At 54.8% G+C, this 16,071-nt stretch carries 20 protein-coding genes; 18 read left to right on the forward strand and 2 right to left on the reverse strand.

Translation table 11 applies throughout. The annotated features are described in order from the left end of the window. Nucleotides 1-108: 108 nt before the first annotated feature. From rpoC to tuf, 5 genes are all read left to right on the forward strand, one after another. On the forward strand, nt 109-4,338 hold the full coding sequence (gene rpoC, locus ACJJID_RS19920) for a DNA-directed RNA polymerase subunit beta' (protein WP_152451129.1): 4,230 nt from the start codon (nt 109-111) through the stop codon (nt 4,336-4,338). A 249-nt stretch (nt 4,339-4,587) separates the two neighbouring features. After that, nucleotides 4,588-4,962, forward strand: a complete 375-nt coding sequence (gene rpsL / locus ACJJID_RS19925; RefSeq protein WP_067150990.1) for a 30S ribosomal protein S12 — start codon at nt 4,588-4,590, stop codon at nt 4,960-4,962. Between the two features lie 110 nt (nt 4,963-5,072). Then, a complete protein-coding gene (gene rpsG / locus ACJJID_RS19930) occupies nt 5,073-5,543 on the forward strand; it encodes a 30S ribosomal protein S7 (protein WP_152451131.1) in 471 nt (156 codons plus the stop codon). A gap of 90 nt (nt 5,544-5,633) precedes the next feature. Further along, nucleotides 5,634-7,739: an elongation factor G gene (gene fusA, locus ACJJID_RS19935; protein ID WP_444920949.1), complete on the forward strand. Its 2,106-nt coding sequence runs from the start codon at nt 5,634-5,636 to the stop codon at nt 7,737-7,739. A gap of 82 nt (nt 7,740-7,821) precedes the next feature. Then, nucleotides 7,822-9,015: an elongation factor Tu gene (gene tuf / locus ACJJID_RS19940; RefSeq protein ID WP_444920948.1), complete on the forward strand. Its 1,194-nt coding sequence runs from the start codon at nt 7,822-7,824 to the stop codon at nt 9,013-9,015. Nucleotides 9,016-9,029: 14 nt separating this feature from the next. On the opposite strand, the gene ACJJID_RS19945 is transcribed toward tuf, so the two are convergent. Then, complete coding sequence (locus ACJJID_RS19945) at nt 9,030-9,317, reverse strand: hypothetical protein (RefSeq protein ID WP_444920950.1); 288 nt, start codon at nt 9,315-9,317, stop codon at nt 9,030-9,032. A gap of 275 nt (nt 9,318-9,592) precedes the next feature. Beyond that, a complete protein-coding gene (locus ACJJID_RS19950; protein WP_152451136.1) occupies nt 9,593-10,069 on the reverse strand; it encodes an aminoacyl-tRNA deacylase in 477 nt (158 codons plus the stop codon). A 175-nt stretch (nt 10,070-10,244) separates the two neighbouring features. Between ACJJID_RS19950 and rpsJ the strand changes: the two genes are divergently transcribed. The 13 genes from rpsJ to rplX all read left to right on the forward strand — a co-directional run bounded on the left by rpsJ (nt 10,245) and on the right by rplX (nt 16,061). Beyond that, complete coding sequence (gene rpsJ / locus ACJJID_RS19955; RefSeq protein ID WP_010133849.1) at nt 10,245-10,556, forward strand: 30S ribosomal protein S10; 312 nt, start codon at nt 10,245-10,247, stop codon at nt 10,554-10,556. A 111-nt stretch (nt 10,557-10,667) separates the two neighbouring features. Further along, nucleotides 10,668-11,303, forward strand: coding sequence for a 50S ribosomal protein L3 (rplC, locus tag ACJJID_RS19960; RefSeq protein ID WP_152451138.1), 636 nt, complete (start codon nt 10,668-10,670; stop codon nt 11,301-11,303). An 18-nt stretch (nt 11,304-11,321) separates the two neighbouring features. Further along, nucleotides 11,322-11,936 (forward strand): 50S ribosomal protein L4, encoded by a 615-nt coding sequence (rplD, locus tag ACJJID_RS19965; RefSeq protein WP_152451141.1) that lies wholly within the window; start codon nt 11,322-11,324, stop codon nt 11,934-11,936. Further along, nucleotides 11,933-12,229: a 50S ribosomal protein L23 gene (rplW, locus tag ACJJID_RS19970; protein WP_152451143.1), complete on the forward strand. Its 297-nt coding sequence runs from the start codon at nt 11,933-11,935 to the stop codon at nt 12,227-12,229. The genes rplD and rplW overlap by 4 nt, the downstream gene beginning before the upstream one ends. A 14-nt stretch (nt 12,230-12,243) precedes the next feature. Further along, the gene (rplB, locus tag ACJJID_RS19975) at nt 12,244-13,068 is read left to right on the forward strand and encodes a 50S ribosomal protein L2 (RefSeq protein ID WP_152451145.1); all 825 of its coding nucleotides are present in this window, start codon (nt 12,244-12,246) and stop codon (nt 13,066-13,068) included. A 37-nt stretch (nt 13,069-13,105) separates the two neighbouring features. Further along, nucleotides 13,106-13,384 carry a 30S ribosomal protein S19 gene (gene rpsS / locus ACJJID_RS19980; RefSeq protein WP_020411388.1) on the forward strand — a complete coding sequence of 93 codons (279 nt, stop codon included), beginning with the start codon at nt 13,106-13,108 and terminating at the stop codon, nt 13,382-13,384. A 15-nt stretch (nt 13,385-13,399) separates the two neighbouring features. After that, nucleotides 13,400-13,732 (forward strand): 50S ribosomal protein L22, encoded by a 333-nt coding sequence (rplV, locus tag ACJJID_RS19985; protein WP_020411389.1) that lies wholly within the window; start codon nt 13,400-13,402, stop codon nt 13,730-13,732. Nucleotides 13,733-13,751: 19 nt separating this feature from the next. Beyond that, nucleotides 13,752-14,432: a 30S ribosomal protein S3 gene (rpsC, locus tag ACJJID_RS19990; protein WP_152451147.1), complete on the forward strand. Its 681-nt coding sequence runs from the start codon at nt 13,752-13,754 to the stop codon at nt 14,430-14,432. Nucleotides 14,433-14,443: 11 nt separating this feature from the next. Beyond that, nucleotides 14,444-14,857, forward strand: a complete 414-nt coding sequence (gene rplP, locus ACJJID_RS19995) for a 50S ribosomal protein L16 (protein ID WP_020411391.1) — start codon at nt 14,444-14,446, stop codon at nt 14,855-14,857. Next, nucleotides 14,857-15,048: a 50S ribosomal protein L29 gene (gene rpmC / locus ACJJID_RS20000; protein WP_020411392.1), complete on the forward strand. Its 192-nt coding sequence runs from the start codon at nt 14,857-14,859 to the stop codon at nt 15,046-15,048. The genes rplP and rpmC overlap by 1 nt, the downstream gene beginning before the upstream one ends. Nucleotides 15,049-15,050: 2 nt before the next feature. Next, nucleotides 15,051-15,314, forward strand: a complete 264-nt coding sequence (rpsQ, locus tag ACJJID_RS20005; RefSeq protein WP_152451149.1) for a 30S ribosomal protein S17 — start codon at nt 15,051-15,053, stop codon at nt 15,312-15,314. Between the two features lie 46 nt (nt 15,315-15,360). Further along, entirely contained in the window at nt 15,361-15,729 is a 369-nt protein-coding gene (rplN, locus tag ACJJID_RS20010; RefSeq protein ID WP_020411394.1) for a 50S ribosomal protein L14, read from the forward strand. Between the two features lie 20 nt (nt 15,730-15,749). Further along, a complete protein-coding gene (rplX, locus tag ACJJID_RS20015; RefSeq protein ID WP_152451151.1) occupies nt 15,750-16,061 on the forward strand; it encodes a 50S ribosomal protein L24 in 312 nt (103 codons plus the stop codon). Nucleotides 16,062-16,071 lie beyond the last annotated feature (10 nt).

Below are 16,071 nucleotides of genomic sequence, written 5' to 3' on the forward strand. Positions count from 1 at the left end.
TTCGCAGGTGAATTGAGACAAGTGCCGGCACCCCAAAGCTGTGGGATTGCCGGCCCGCCCGGCCCGGCGTAACGGCCGGGTTGACTACCCCCTAGTGGAGGAAAGGCCTTGAAAGATTTATTAAATCTGGTGAAGTCCCAGGAGCACCTGGAAGAGTTTGATGCGATTCGTATCGGTCTGGCTTCGCCGGACATGATCCGCTCCTGGTCCTACGGCGAAGTGAAGAAGCCGGAGACCATCAACTACCGTACCTTCAAGCCCGAGCGCGAAGGTCTGTTCTGCGCCAAGATCTTCGGTCCGGTCAAGGACTACGAGTGCCTGTGCGGTAAGTACAAGCGCATGAAGCACCGCGGCATTATCTGTGAGAAGTGCGGTGTTGAAGTCACCAAAGCCAAGGTGCGCCGCGAGCGTATGGGCCACATCGAACTGGCCAGCCCGGTTGCACACATCTGGTTCCTGAAATCTCTGCCATCCCGTATCGGTCTGCTGCTGGATATGACCCTGCGCGATATCGAGCGCGTGTTGTACTTTGAGTCCTACGTGGTCACCGAGCCCGGCATGACCACCCTGGAGCGCGGTCAGCTGCTGAACGATGAGCAGTACTTTGAGGCGATGGAAGAGTTCGCCGATGAGTTCGAAGCGAAAATGGGTGCCGAGGCAATCCAGGAATTGATGGCAGATATCGAGCTGCCAGCGGAAATCCAGCGTCTGCGCGAAGAGATTCCGGCGACCAATTCCGAAACCAAGATCAAGAAACTGTCCAAGCGCCTGAAGCTGCTGGAAGCCTTCTACAAGTCCGGCAACAACCCGGAGTGGATGGTGATGAAGGCTCTGCCGGTTCTGCCGCCGGATCTGCGTCCGCTGGTACCGCTGGATGGTGGCCGTTTTGCGACCTCCGATCTGAACGACCTCTACCGTCGCGTGATCAACCGTAACAACCGCCTGAAGCGCCTGCTCGAGCTGAACGCGCCAGATATTATCGTGCGCAACGAAAAGCGCATGCTGCAGGAATCTGTCGACGCACTGCTGGATAACGGCCGCCGCGGCCGCGCCATCACCGGCTCCAACAAGCGCCCGCTGAAGTCCCTGGCGGACATGATTAAAGGTAAGCAGGGCCGCTTCCGTCAGAACCTGCTGGGTAAGCGTGTGGACTACTCCGGTCGTTCCGTGATCGTGGTTGGCCCGACCCTGCGCCTGCACCAGTGTGGTCTGCCCAAGAAAATGGCTCTGGAGCTGTTCAAACCGTTTATTTTCGGCAAGCTCGAAACTCGCGGCCTGGCCACTACCATCAAAGCCGCCAAGAAAATGGTGGAGCGCGAAGAGGCTATCGTTTGGGATATTCTCGACGAGGTGATCCGCGAGCACCCGGTACTGCTCAACCGTGCACCGACCCTGCACCGTCTGGGTATTCAGGCGTTCGAGCCGGTACTGATTGAAGGTAAAGCGATCCAGCTGCACCCGCTGGTTTGTGCGGCCTATAACGCCGACTTTGACGGCGACCAGATGGCGGTACACGTACCCTTGACTATCGAGGCGCAGCTGGAATCCCGCGCGCTGATGATGTCCACCAACAACATCCTGTCGCCAGCCAACGGTGAGCCGATCATCGTACCGTCCCAGGACGTGGTACTGGGTCTGTACTGGATGACCCGCGAGCGCGTGAACGATAAAGGCGAGGGCATGTTCTTCTCCGATATCAAAGAAGTGAGCCGCGCCTTCTACGCCAAGCAGGTTGGCCTGCAGGCGAGGGTTAAGGTGCGTATCCGCGAAAATATCGTCGGTGAAGATGGTGAGAAGCACGAAACCATCTCTGTACAGGACACCACTGTTGGCCGCGCGCTGCTGTGGAATATCGTACCGGAAGGCCTGCCGTTCTCGCTGGTTAACCAGCCGATGAAGAAGAAGTCCATCTCCCGTGTACTGAACGAGTGCTACCGTAAGGTGGGCCTGAAGGCGACCGTTATCTTCGCCGACCAGCTGATGTACACCGGTTTTGATTTCTCCACCAAGTCCGGTTCCTCCATTGGTGTGAACGACTTCGAAATCCCGGCTGAAAAAGCTCAGTTGATCGAATCCGCGGAAGCGGAAGTAAAAGAAATCGAAAGCCAGTTCGCCTCCGGTCTGGTAACCGCCGGTGAAAAATACAACAAGGTCATCGATGTTTGGTCCCGTACCAACGATAAGGTGACCCAGGCGATGATGGCGGGTATTAAGAAAGAGCCCGTGATTGACCGAGAGGGCAAAGAGACCAAGCAGGACTCTTTCAACTCTGTTTTCATGTATGCAGACTCCGGTGCACGGGGCTCCGAAGCACAGATTCGTCAGCTCGCTGGTATGCGTGGTCTGATGGCCCGTCCAGACGGCTCCATTATCGAGAACGCCATTACCGCGAACTTCCGTGAAGGTCTGACCGTACAGCAGTACTTCATCTCGACCCACGGTGCTCGTAAAGGTCTGGCGGATACCGCACTGAAAACCGCGAACTCCGGTTACCTGACCCGCCGTCTGGTAGACGTTGCTCAGGATGTGGTAATTACCGAGCTGGATTGTGGCACCGACGACGGCCTGACCATGGCGCCGGTGATCGAGGGCGGTGACGTTATCGAATCTCTCGGTGACCGTATCCTCGGCCGTGTTGTGGCTCGCGATGTATTGAAGCCCGGCAGTGACGAAATCGCCGTTTCCGCTGGCACCATGATCGACGAGAAGTGGGTAGAGCGCATCGAAGCCATGGGCATCGATGAGGTTCTGGTTCGCTCCCCGATCACCTGTACCACTGCGCATGGTATCTGTGCCCAGTGTTACGGCCGTGACCTGGCCCGTGGCCACCGCGCCAACCCGGGTGAATCTGTGGGCGTTGTTGCCGCACAGTCCATCGGTGAGCCGGGCACCCAGCTGACCATGCGTACCTTCCACATCGGTGGTGCTGCGAGCCGTGCTTCTGCCGCAGACAGCATCCAGGTGAAGCTGGGCGGTACCGTACGTCTGCACAATGTGAAGACCGTTAAGACCGAAGCTGGCAACCTGGTAGCGGTTTCCCGTTCCGGTGAATTGGCGATTGCCGATAGCGCCGGCCGCGAGCGCGAGCGCTACAAGCTGCCTTACGGTGCTGTGATCAGCGTCAACGAGGGGAGTTCGGTAGATGGTGGCCAGATCGTGGCCAAGTGGGATCCGCACACCCACCCAATCATTACTGAAGTTGCCGGCTGGGTGAAACTGTCCGGCATGGAAGAGGGCCTCTCCATCCGCAAGCAGACCGATGAAATTACCGGTTTGTCCTCAATCGAGATTATCGATCCGGCCGAGCGTCCCTCTGCGGGTAAAGACCTGCGTCCAGCAGTGACCCTGGTTGATGAGAATGGTGAAGAGCTGACCTTGGCTAACAGTAATGCGCCTGCGCACTACGCACTGCCAGCGCGCGCGATCCTCAGCCTGAAAAATGGCGACAAGGTGAACGTGGGCGACGTTATCGCACGTATTCCGCAGGAATCCGGCGGTACCAAGGACATCACCGGTGGTCTGCCACGTGTTGCCGACCTGTTTGAAGCGCGTAAGCCGAAAGAACCGTCCATCCTGGCGGAGATCTCCGGTACCGTTTCCTTTGGTAAAGAGACTAAAGGCAAGGTGCGTCTGCAGATCACTCCGCGCGACGGCAAGCCGCTGGCCAACGGTAAGGACCACTACGAGGTTCTGATTCCTAAGCACCGCCAGCTGACTGTGTTCGAAGGTGAAACTGTAGAGAAGGGCGAGGTTATTTCCGATGGCCCGTCCAACCCGCACGATATTCTGCGCCTGAAAGGCGTTGAAGAACTGGCGCGCTACATCACTAACGAGATTCAGGAAGTTTACCGTCTCCAGGGTGTAGGCATTAACGATAAGCACATCGAGACCATCGTGCGCCAGATGTTGCGCAAGGTGGAAATCCTCGAAATGGGCGATTCCGGCTTCATTAAAGGCGACCAGGTGGAATACCAGCGCGTGATCGAAGAGAACGAGCAGCTGCGCGCCGAAGGCAAGCAGCCCGCACAGTTCGAGCGCCTGCTGCTGGGTATCACCAAGGCGTCTCTGGCCACCGAATCTTTCCTGTCTGCGGCTTCATTCCAGGAGACCACCCGCGTTCTGACCGAAGCGGCGGTAACCGGCAAGGAAGACAGCCTGCGCGGCCTGAAAGAGAACGTGGTTGTTGGCCGCCTGATTCCGGCCGGTACCGGTCTGGCCTACCACGCAGAGCGCAAGCGCAAGCGCAATCTGCAGCTGGAAGAAACCTTCGGCGAAGGTCCTTCCGCAGCAGAGGTAGAAGCGGCACTGACCGAGGCCCTCAAGTCCTCTGGCGAATAAGGCGTATTCCACTCCATCCGATGATGGAGTGGGGTAGGTCGGGGCACTTCGGTGCCCGATCTGATATTGGCGACTGTCTGTGATGTAAGCACTTACTTCTGTCGCCGATTGACTAGGCGGGTTGTCGCTTATAGAATGCGGCCCCCGCTGATGTGGGGTGTTTCGTTCGACCTCTGGGTCGGCGCTACACACAGACGACAGGCCCTCACTTTTAGAGGTGGGGGCATTTTATTTTTGGAGTGATTTTTAATGGCAACGATCAACCAGTTGGTTCGTAAGCCGAGAAAACGCAAAGTCGAAAAAAGCGACGTTCCCGCTCTGCAGGCTAGCCCGCAGCGTCGTGGAGTTTGCACTCGTGTGTACACCACTACACCGAAAAAGCCGAACTCCGCACTGCGCAAGGTTTGCCGTGTGCGTCTGACCAACGGTTACGAAGTAACTTCGTACATCGGTGGTGAAGGCCACAACCTGCAGGAGCACAGCGTGGTACTGATTCGCGGCGGTCGTGTAAAAGACCTGCCGGGTGTGCGCTACCACACTGTACGCGGTGCACTTGACTGTGCCGGCGTAAACGACCGCAAGCAGGGCCGTTCTAAGTACGGCGCCAAGCGTCCTAAAGGTTAATCTCCTTTAACGATTTGCGTTTCGGTTTCCAACCGGAGTAAGGCTGAGCTCGCCGGATTGTAAGGTTTTACGGCGGCGTCTCAGAATAACCCTGAAGAGAGGCAATACCCATGCCGAGAAGACGAGTAGTCGCCAAGCGCGAAGTACTACCCGACCCCAAGTTCGGGAACGTCACCCTGGCCAAGTTCATGAACCACGTCATGATCAGCGGCAAGAAATCAGTAGCAGAGCGTATCGTATACGGTGCCCTTGAGACTATTTCTGAAAAATTGAACAAAGACCCGATCGAAGTATTCGAAGAGTCTTTGGAAAACATCGCGCCTATGGTGGAAGTTAAATCCCGCCGTGTTGGTGGTGCGACCTATCAGGTGCCTGTAGAAGTGCGCCCCTCGCGCCGTACGGCTCTGGCAATGCGTTGGCTGGTAGAGTTCTCCCGCAAACGCGGCGAGAAGTCTATGGCTCAGCGCCTGGCCAATGAAATGATCGATGCAGCTCAGAACAAGGGCGGCGCGGTCAAGAAGCGTGAAGATGTACACCGCATGGCGGAAGCCAACAAGGCGTTCTCTCACTACCGCTTCTAAGTCTGATGATTACCAACATCGGAAATTAATACCGAAAGGCAGCACGGAAATTTCCAGGCTGCCTTTTGCCGTTATATCGAGGATACAACTGTGGCACGTAAAACGCCTATCGCACGCTACCGTAACATCGGTATCTGTGCCCACGTAGACGCCGGTAAAACCACCACTACTGAGCGCGTACTTTTCTACACTGGTCTGTCCCACAAAATTGGTGAGGTGCACGAAGGCGCCGCAACCATGGACTGGATGGAGCAGGAGCAGGAGCGTGGTATTACCATCACCTCCGCTGCAACCACCTGTTTCTGGGCTGGCATGCAGCAGCAGTTCGATCAGCACCGCGTTAACATCATCGACACCCCTGGACACGTTGACTTCACCATTGAAGTAGAGCGCTCCCTACGCGTACTCGACGGCGCGGTTGTTGTACTGTGTGGTTCCTCTGGTGTTCAGCCGCAAACTGAAACCGTTTGGCGCCAGGCCAACAAATACCACGTACCGCGCATGGTATTCGTGAACAAAATGGACCGCGCCGGTGCGAACTTCCGCAACGTTGTGAGCCAGCTGAAAGACCGCCTGAACGCGAACGCCGTACCGCTGCAAATGACCATCGGTGCCGAGGACGAGTTCAAAGGTGTTGTTGACCTGGTGAAAATGAAGGCCATTCTGTGGAATGAAGCCGACCAGGGTATGACCTTCGACTACGCTGACATCCCCGCTGAGCTGCAGGACGAGTGCGACGAAATGCGCGAGTACCTGGTAGAGGCGGCCGCTGAAGCCAGCGAAGAGCTGATGGAAAAGTACCTGGAAGAGGGTGAGCTGACCGAAGAAGAGATCAAGGCAGCGATCCGTCAGCGTACCCTGGCCAATGAAATCGTACCGGTTCTGGGCGGCTCTGCGTTCAAGAACAAGGGCGTGCAGGCCATGCTGGACGCGGTTATCGAATACCTGCCGGCGCCGACTGAAGTAAAGGCGATCGAAGGTACTCTGGAAGACGGTGAAACCGTTGAGACTCGCGAAGCCGACGATGACGCTCCTTTCGCCGCTCTGGCGTTCAAAATTGCTACTGACCCCTTCGTTGGTACTCTGACTTTCTTCCGCGTTTACTCCGGTAAGTTGGAGAGCGGTACTGCGGTATACAACTCCGTAAAAATGAAGAAAGAGCGCGTTGGTCGTATGGTGCAGATGCACTCCAACGATCGTAAAGAGATTAAAGAAGTACTGGCGGGTGACATCGCCGCTGCGATCGGTCTGAAAGACGTGACTACTGGTGACACTCTGTGTGCCGAAAACGCCAAGATCGTCCTCGAGCGCATGGAATTCCCGGAGCCGGTAATCTCCGTAGCGGTTGAGCCCAAGTCCAAGCCGGACCAGGAAAAAATGGGTATTGCCCTCGGCAAGCTGGCCCAGGAAGACCCGTCTTTCCGCGTGAAGACCGACGAAGAAACTGGCCAGACCATTATCTCTGGTATGGGTGAGCTGCACCTGGACATCATCGTCGACCGTATGCGTCGCGAGTTCAACGTTGAAGCGAACATCGGTAAGCCTCAGGTGGCCTACCGCGAAGCGATCCGTAACACTTCTGAGATCGAAGGCAAGTTCGTTCGTCAGTCCGGTGGTCGCGGTCAGTTCGGTCACGTTTGGGTGAAATTCGAGCCCGCCGAAGACGAGTCTGCGGAAGGCTTGGAATTCGTTAACGAGATCGTTGGCGGTGCAGTGCCTAAGGAATATATCCCAGCGGTATCAAAAGGTATCGAAGAGCAGATGCAAAACGGTGTTCTGGCTGGCTACCCGCTGCTGGGCCTGAAAGCGACTCTGTACGACGGTTCCTACCACGATGTGGACTCCAGTGAAATGGCGTTTAAAATCGCCGGTTCCATGGCAACCAAGAAACTGTCCTCCGTGGGCGGTGCGGTACTGCTCGAGCCGATGATGAAGGTGGAAGTGGTTACTCCCGAAGAGAACATGGGTGACGTGGTCGGCGACCTCAACCGTCGTCGCGGCCTGATCCAGGGTATGGAAGACAACCCCGCTGGTAAGGTTGTAAACGCAGAGGTGCCTCTGGCAGAGATGTTCGGTTACGCAACCGATCTGCGTTCTGCAACTCAGGGCCGTGCTACCTACACCATGGAGTTCCTGAAGTACGCCGAAGCGCCGAAAAACGTTGCCGATGAGATCATCGCCAAGAACAAAGCCTAATTAACTTCTGCTCAAAAGGGTCCCCGGAAATAAAATAAACCGGGGGTTCCTTTGGCAAACTTTTAGCTAGAGGACATCTAAGATGGCAAAAGAAAAATTTGAACGTTCCAAGCCCCACGTGAACGTGGGCACCATCGGTCACGTTGACCACGGTAAAACCACCCTGACTGCTGCTCTGACTCGCGTATGTGCCGAGGTTTGGGGTGGTGCTGCCGTTGCTTTCGACGGTATCGACAATGCTCCGGAAGAGCGTGAGCGCGGTATCACCATCGCTACCTCTCACGTTGAGTACGAGTCCCCGACTCGCCACTACGCGCACGTAGACTGCCCCGGACACGCCGACTACGTTAAGAACATGATCACCGGTGCTGCTCAGATGGACGGCGCTATCCTGGTATGTTCCGCAGCTGACGGCCCCATGCCGCAGACTCGTGAGCACATCCTGCTGTCCCGTCAGGTAGGTGTACCTTACATCGTGGTATTCCTGAACAAAGCGGACATGGTAGACGACGAAGAGCTGCTCGAACTGGTAGAAATGGAAGTTCGCGAACTTCTCGACCAGTACGAGTTCCCGGGTGACGACACTCCGATCATCGTTGGTTCTGCTCTGATGGCCCTGAACGGCGAAGACGACAACGAAATGGGTACTACCGCTGTTAAGAAGCTGGTAGAAACTCTGGACGAGTACATCCCTGAGCCGGAGCGTGCGGTAGACCTGCCGTTCCTGATGCCGATCGAAGACGTATTCTCTATCTCTGGCCGTGGTACTGTTGTTACCGGTCGTGTAGAGCGTGGTGTAATCAACACTGGCGACGAAGTTGAGATCGTTGGTATCCGCGAAACCACCACCACCACCTGTACTGGTGTTGAAATGTTCCGCAAGCTGCTCGACGAAGGTCGTGCTGGTGAGAACATCGGTGCGCTGCTGCGTGGCACCAAGCGTGACGAAGTTGAGCGTGGTCAGGTACTGGCTAAGCCGGGCTCCATCACTCCGCACACCAAGTTCGAAGCGGAAGTGTACATCCTGTCCAAGGACGAAGGTGGTCGTCACACCCCGTTCTTTAAAGGCTACCGTCCTCAGTTCTACTTCCGTACTACCGACGTAACTGGTGCGGTAGAGCTGCCGGAAGGCACTGAAATGGTAATGCCGGGCGACAACATTCAAATGGTTGTTACCCTGATCGCTCCGATCGCCATGGAAGACGGCCTGCGCTTCGCTATCCGCGAAGGTGGTCGTACCGTAGGTGCGGGCGTTGTTGCTAAGATCATTGAGTAATCGCTACTCTTGATCTAAATAAAAAACCGCAGCGGACGCGCTGCGGTTTTTTTGTTTAAAGTTTCTCTTTTCTCTTTTCTCTTTTCTCTTTTCTCTTTGGTCGCTCCGCGCAGTGGCTTTCTGTCCAAGCTCAGCGCTATCCCTAAACCTTTTCCAATTGTAAAAAAGTTAAGGCTGGCTCTTAGGTCTATAAGAGTTTCACGGTGAAAATTCATTGGGTGTGTTTTTACGGTGGCGATATTGAATCGCGCTGCCTTAGTTTGTGTTGGGTAAAGTGCAGGGCTGTATTGTTTAGATCGCAAGTGCGCTAAATCCTCTAGAGGCGCTCTGTAGCCCGCTGTGAGTCAGCTGGTCGCTCTTTCCAGTAAGCCTTGCGTAGGTGTCTGTAGGGGGTGGCACTGCTTCAGATGCGCACCCTGTGGATTTGCTAGGGGCTCATTGATGAATTCGATAGTGCGTGAAGGTGAGCTGTCTACCAATTAAAGCCCTGTGGTGCTCAATTTGATCTGCACCACAGGGTCATCTTGCTTAATGGGTACTCCTTTGCTGTAAAGGAGCTATTTAGAGCACAAAACTGTTATGGCCAGTCTTTGCTGAGGTCTGCACTTCGGCACCCGGCAAACAGTTTATTGAATTGTGGACCATTCATTTCCACCAATTCTTCGTGATCTCCGGCCTCAAAAAATATCGTTTCACAGCGGCTGAGCCCGCTGTCTAGCAGAGTAGTAATGCCATAAGCCTGTCCAATGGGGGGGAGGGCGCCCAGTTCGCAGTCGGGGAAAACTGACCCCAGTTCATTCTCTGCGACCATCTCCAGGCCATTGCGGCCGGTTTCCATGTGTACGGCACGCAAGTCTAGGCTGCTGCTAGCGGGGATAACCACCATGACAAAGCCTTCTTTGTCCCTCAAGAGTATGGCTTTGGCTACTTGGTCTTCGCGCACATGCGCAGAGTGCGCGCTCTCACGGCTGGTACTTGTGTGGGGATGCTGTATCAGATGGTAATCGACCGATTGGTCGTTCAAGTATTGACTCAATCTTGCGGCAATAGTCACGGCTGTACCCTCGTTTTACTTAAGGTACTTCATTGTAGTTTGAGCAGATTGAAATTTGATCAGGCTGTACAGTTGACAGCCTCTTGCGTGGCTCGTAGAATTCGCGCTCCTTTTCGCCCGCCCTCGGGGCTGCGAGAAAGGACGTTCTTTAGTTCATAAGTTGGAGTTTGATTCCATGCAGGGTCAACGTATCCGAATTCGCCTGAAGGCGTTCGACCACAAGCTGATCGACGCGTCTACCCAGGAGATCGTAGAGACGGCTAAGCGCACTGGCGCGCAAGTTCGCGGTCCAATCCCGCTGCCGACTCGCAAAGAGAAGTACACCGTACTGATTTCCCCGCACGTTAACAAAGACGCTCGCGACCAGTATGAGATCCGTACTCACAAGCGTTTGCTGGACATCGTTGAGCCTACCGAGAAAACCGTCGACGCGCTGATGAAGCTCGATCTGGCGGCCGGTGTTGAGGTCCAAATTAGTCTCGGCTAAACACTTTTAACTAACTACCGAACCCCAGGCGAAAAAGGTCTGGGTAGTGTAACGCTCTGAAACTGGGCGGCCGCAGTGGGTTAAAGCCCCGTGCACTGAGAGGTTAATAAGATGACTATAGGTATTGTCGGCCGCAAGAGCGGCATGACTCGCATCTTCACTGAAGATGGCGTATCCATTCCGGTAACCGTTGTTGAGGTTGCTCCGAATCGCGTCACCCAAGTGAAAACCGTGGAAACCGATGGCTATACCGCTGTTCAAGTAGCAGTGGGTACCCGTAAGGCTTCCCGTGTCTCCAAGCCCGAAGCGGGCCACTTCGCCAAAGCCAATGTAGAGGCTGGCACTAATCTTTTCGAACTGCGCACTGACGGTTCTGAAGAGACTTTCGAAATCGGTTCTGAAATCACTGTTAGCAGCTTTGAAGCTGGCCAGAAGATTGACGTAACCGGCACTTCCAAGGGTAAAGGTTTCCAGGGTGGCGTTAAGCGCTGGAATTTCCGCACTCAGGACGCAACTCACGGTAACTCTCTGTCTCACCGCGCTCCCGGTTCTATCGGTCAGTGCCAGACTCCTGGCCGCGTATGGAAAGGCAAGAAAATGGCCGGACACATGGGTGCTGAGCGTGTGACCGTGCAGAACCTGGAAGTAGTTCGTGTTGATGCCGAACGCAACCTGCTGCTGGTTAAAGGCGCTGTTCCCGGTGCTCCCGGTGGCAACGTTATCGTTCGTCCGGCAGTAAAAGCCTAAGTCTGAGGGGAATTAGATATGGAACTGAATATCGCTACTCCCGAAGGCGCTAAAGGCACAGTAGCTGTCTCTGAAGTGACTTTCGGACGTGAGTTCAACCAAGATCTGGTACACCAGGCAGTTGTCGCCTATATGGCTGGCGCTCGTCAGGGTACCAAGGCGCAGAAGAATCGTTCTGATGTTTCCGGTGGCGGTAAAAAGCCCTGGCGCCAAAAGGGTACTGGCCGCGCGCGTGCCGGTACTATCCGTAGCCCGCTGTGGCGTTCCGGTGGTGTAACTTTCGCCGCTGATCCGCGCGATCACAGCGTTAAGCTGAACAAGAAGATGTACCGCGCTGCACTGCGCTGCATCCTGTCTGAGCTGGCTCGTCAGGAGCGCCTGGTAGTGGTTGAGTCCTTCGACGTGGACGCACCCAAGACCAAGCAACTGGTAAGCAAATTGGCTCAGTTCGATCTCGCTGAAGCGCTGATCGTGACTGAAGAGGTTAGCGAAAACCTGTACCTGGCCGCTCGCAACTTGCACAAAATCGATATCCGTGATGTGCAGGCGATCGACCCAGTAAGCCTGATTCGCTTTGATAAGGTCGTGGTTACCGTTTCTGCACTCAAGAAAATTGAAGAGGTGCTGGGATGAACCAAGAGCGACTCTACAAAGTACTGCTGGGCCCGGTAATTTCCGAAAAAGCTGCTGTGCTGGCCGATAGTGCCAACCAGGTAGTTTTCAAGGTTTCCACCGATGCCGAAAAAGCTGAGATCAAGGCCGCGGTTGAAAAACTGTTTAACGTTTCTGTTGAACAGGTTCGCACCGTGAACGTAAAAGGCAAAACCAAGCGCACCCGCTACGGCATGGGCCGTCGCAGCGATTGGAAAAAAGCCTACGTTCGCCTGGCCGAAGGCAGCGACATCAACTTTGAAGCTGCTGAGTAAAGGGGACTGTTACAATGGCAATTGTAAAAACAAAACCGACCTCCGCCGGCCGTCGTCACCTGGTTAAGGTTGTTAACCCCGACCTGCACAAGGGTGCTCCTTACGCTCCTCTTTTAGAGAGCAAGAGCAAAAGCGGTGGCCGTAACAACAACGGTCGTATCACCACTCGTCATATCGGTGGTGGTCACAAGCAGCACTACCGTGTAATCGACTTCAAGCGCAACAAAGACGGTATTCCGGCTAAAGTTGAGCGCCTGGAGTACGATCCCAACCGCAGCGCACATATTGCTCTGGTTTGTTACGCGGATGGTGAGCGTCGTTACATTATCGCACCGAAAGGCCTCAAGGCTGGCGCCACCATTCAGTCCGGCGATGCCGCACCGATTGCTGTGGGCAACACCCTGCCTCTGCGCAACGTTCCGGTGGGTTCTGTAATTCACGGTATCGAGCTGAAGCCTGGTAAAGGTGCTCAGCTGGCTCGCTCCGCTGGTGCTTCTGTACAGCTGGTAGCCCGTGAAGGCCAGTACGCGACTATTCGTCTGCGTTCCGGCGAAATGCGCAAGGTTCTCTCTGAGTGCCGCGCGACACTGGGCGAAGTAAGCAACTCCGAGCACAGCCTGCGCAAGCTGGGTAAAGCCGGTGCTGCTCGCTGGCGCGGTGTTCGTCCTACCGTTCGCGGTGTGGCGATGAACCCGGTAGATCACCCGCACGGTGGTGGTGAAGGCCGTACCTCTGGTGGTCGTCACCCGGTTACTCCGTGGGGCGTTCCGACCAAGGGTAAGAAAACGCGCAAGAACAAGCGCACCGATAAGATGATAGTACGTCGCCGCGGCAAATAAGCCGCGCGGTGTCTGAGCAGCTAGAGAGGAATCGACAGTGCCACGCTCATTAAAGAAAGGTCCCTTTATTGATCTTCACTTGATCAAGAAGGTGGAGGCGGCGATTGAAGCAAACGATCGTCGGCCGATTAAAACCTGGTCCCGCCGTTCCATGATTATGCCGGAAATGGTTGGACTGACGATTGCCGTGCACAACGGTCGTCAACACGTGCCCGTTTTGGTTAACGAAGAAATGGTTGGCCATAAACTGGGCGAGTTCGCTGCTACCCGCACTTACCGCGGTCACGCTGCGGACAAGAAAGCGAAGAAGCGCTAAGCCGAGGTTAAAAAGATGGAAGTAGCAGCAAAATTACGCGGCGCACGTCTATCGGCGCAAAAGGCGCGACTGGTAGCTGATCAGGTTCGCGGCAAAGGCGTTGAAGAAGCCCTGGATATTCTTGCATTTAGCAATAAAAAGGGTGCGGCGATCGTTAAGAAAGTACTGGAGTCGGCCATTGCCAACGCCGAGCACAACGAAGGTGCTGACGTTGACGAGCTGAAAGTTTCCACAATTTTTGTGGACGAAGGTATGACCATGAAGCGCATTAAACCGCGTGCGAAAGGTCGTGCAGATCGCATTCTTAAGCGTACTTGTCACATCACTGTGAAAGTGGCCGAGAAATAAGAGAGCAGGCGAGAAAACCATGGGACAAAAAGTACATCCTACCGGCATTCGTCTGGGTATCGTTAAAAAGCATACCTCTGTTTGGTATGCCGGCAGCGACGAGTACGCAGACAAGCTGTACACGGATCTGAAAGTTCGCGAATACATTCGCAAAAAACTGGCCCACGCTTCCGTGAGCCGCATCGAGATCGAACGTCCGGCGAACACCGCTCGTGTGACTATTCACACTGCGCGTCCGGGCATCGTGATCGGTAAAAAAGGTGAAGACGTAGAACGTCTGCGCAACGACGTAAGTGCGCAGATGGGCGTACCTGTGCACATCGACATCGAAGAAGTGCGCAAGCCTGATATGGACGCCGCTCTGGTTGGCCAGAACGTTGCCCAGCAGCTGGAACGCCGCGTTATGTTCCGTCGCGCTATGAAGCGTGCCGTACAGAACGCTATGCGTCAGGGCGCTGAAGGTATCAAGATTCAGGTAAGTGGTCGTCTCGGTGGTGCGGAAATCGCACGTACCGAATGGTACCGCGAAGGTCGTGTGCCTCTGCACACCCTGCGTGCCAACATCGACTACGCCACTGCTGAAGCGATGACTACCTACGGCATCATCGGTATCAAGGTGTGGATCTTTAAAGGCGAAGTCATCGGTGACGAAATGCCCGATGAGAAGCCGGCTAAGACCCGCAAGAAAGCTGCTAAATAAGGGGTACGCAGATGCTGCAACCAAAGCGTACAAAATTCCGCAAGGTACAGAAGGGTCGCAACCGCGGTCTTTCTCAGCGCGGCTCTAAAGTGAGCTTTGGCGAGTTTGGCCTCAAGGCCATCGGTCGCGGTCGCATTACTGCGCGCCAGATCGAAGCGGCTCGTCGCGCAATGACTCGTCACGTTAAACGTGGCGGTAAAATCTGGATTCGCGTGTTTCCGGACAAGCCAATTACCAATAAGCCCCTCGAAGTCCGTATGGGTAAAGGTAAAGGTGGCGTTGAATACTGGGTAGCTCAGATCCAGCCGGGCAAAGTCCTCTATGAAATGGAGGGTGTGTCCGAAGAGCTGGCTCGTGAGGCTTTCGCACTTGCTGCGGCCAAGCTGCCTGTAAAAACAACTTTCGTTAAGCGTTCGGTGATGTAATGAAGACTGCAGATCTACGCGAAAAGTCAGTTGAAGAGCTGAACCAGGAACTGCTGAACCAGCTCGAAGCTCAATTTAAGCTTCGTATGCAAAAGTCCACCGGTCAGCTGGCTCAGACTCATCTGCTGAAGCAGACTCGTCGCGACATTGCTCGCATAAAGACTGTGTTGACCGAGAAGGCAGGTAACTAATCATGGCTGAAGCAAAACTGAAGCGTACTCTGACCGGTAAGGTTGTGAGTGACAAGATGGATAAAACCATCACCGTTTTGATCGAGCGCCGTGTTAAGCACCCGATCTACGGCAAAATTGTGAGCAAGTCCACCAAGCTCAAGGCACATGACGAGAACAATGATTGCAACATCGGTGATGTTGTAACCATCGAGGAATCTCGTCCGCTGTCCAAGAGCAAGTCCTGGTCCTTGCAGAAAATTGTAGAGCGTGCGGCGAAGGTATAACCCCTAGCGCATTGACTGCCGAATTGAAAGGTTTCGGAGAGAGACAATGATTCAAGCGGAATCCTACTTAGAAGTAGCTGACAACAGTGGGGCTCGCCGCGTCATGTGCATCAAGGTGCTGGGCGGCTCCCATCGTCGTTATGCCGGCGTGGGCGACATTATCAAGGTAACCGTTAAGGAAGCCATTCCCCGCGGTAAAGTAAAGAAAGGTCAGGTAATGAACGCTGTTGTGGTTCGCACCAAAAAAGGTGTGCGCCGTAACGACGGTTCCCTGATTAAATTTGACGATAACGCAGCGGTACTGCTGAACCAGCAATTGGCGCCGGTTGGCACCCGTATTTTTGGTCCGGTAACTCGCGAACTGCGCGGTGAGAAGTTCATGAAGATCATCTCGCTCGCCCCCGAAGTTATCTAAGCCTCGAGCGGAGAAGAGTTATGCGCAAGATCAAGCGTGACGATGAAGTGATCGTTATCGCCGGTCGCGACAAGGGCAAACGTGGTTCAGTACGTAAAGTACTGAACGACGGCCGCCTGATTGTTTCCGGCATACAGATGATCAAGAAACACCAAAAGCCAAATCCCCAGCTGGGCATTGCTGGTGGCATCGTTGAGAAAGAAGCTGCTATTCAAGCTTCCAACGTAGCCATCTTCAACCCTAACACCCAGAAGGCTGACCGGGTGGGCTTTAAAGTACTGGAAGACGGCACTAAGATTCGCGTCTTCAAATCCAGCGGCGAAGCCATCTAAGGCTCTTGAC

The organism is Microbulbifer sp. CnH-101-G (assembly GCF_052466775.1).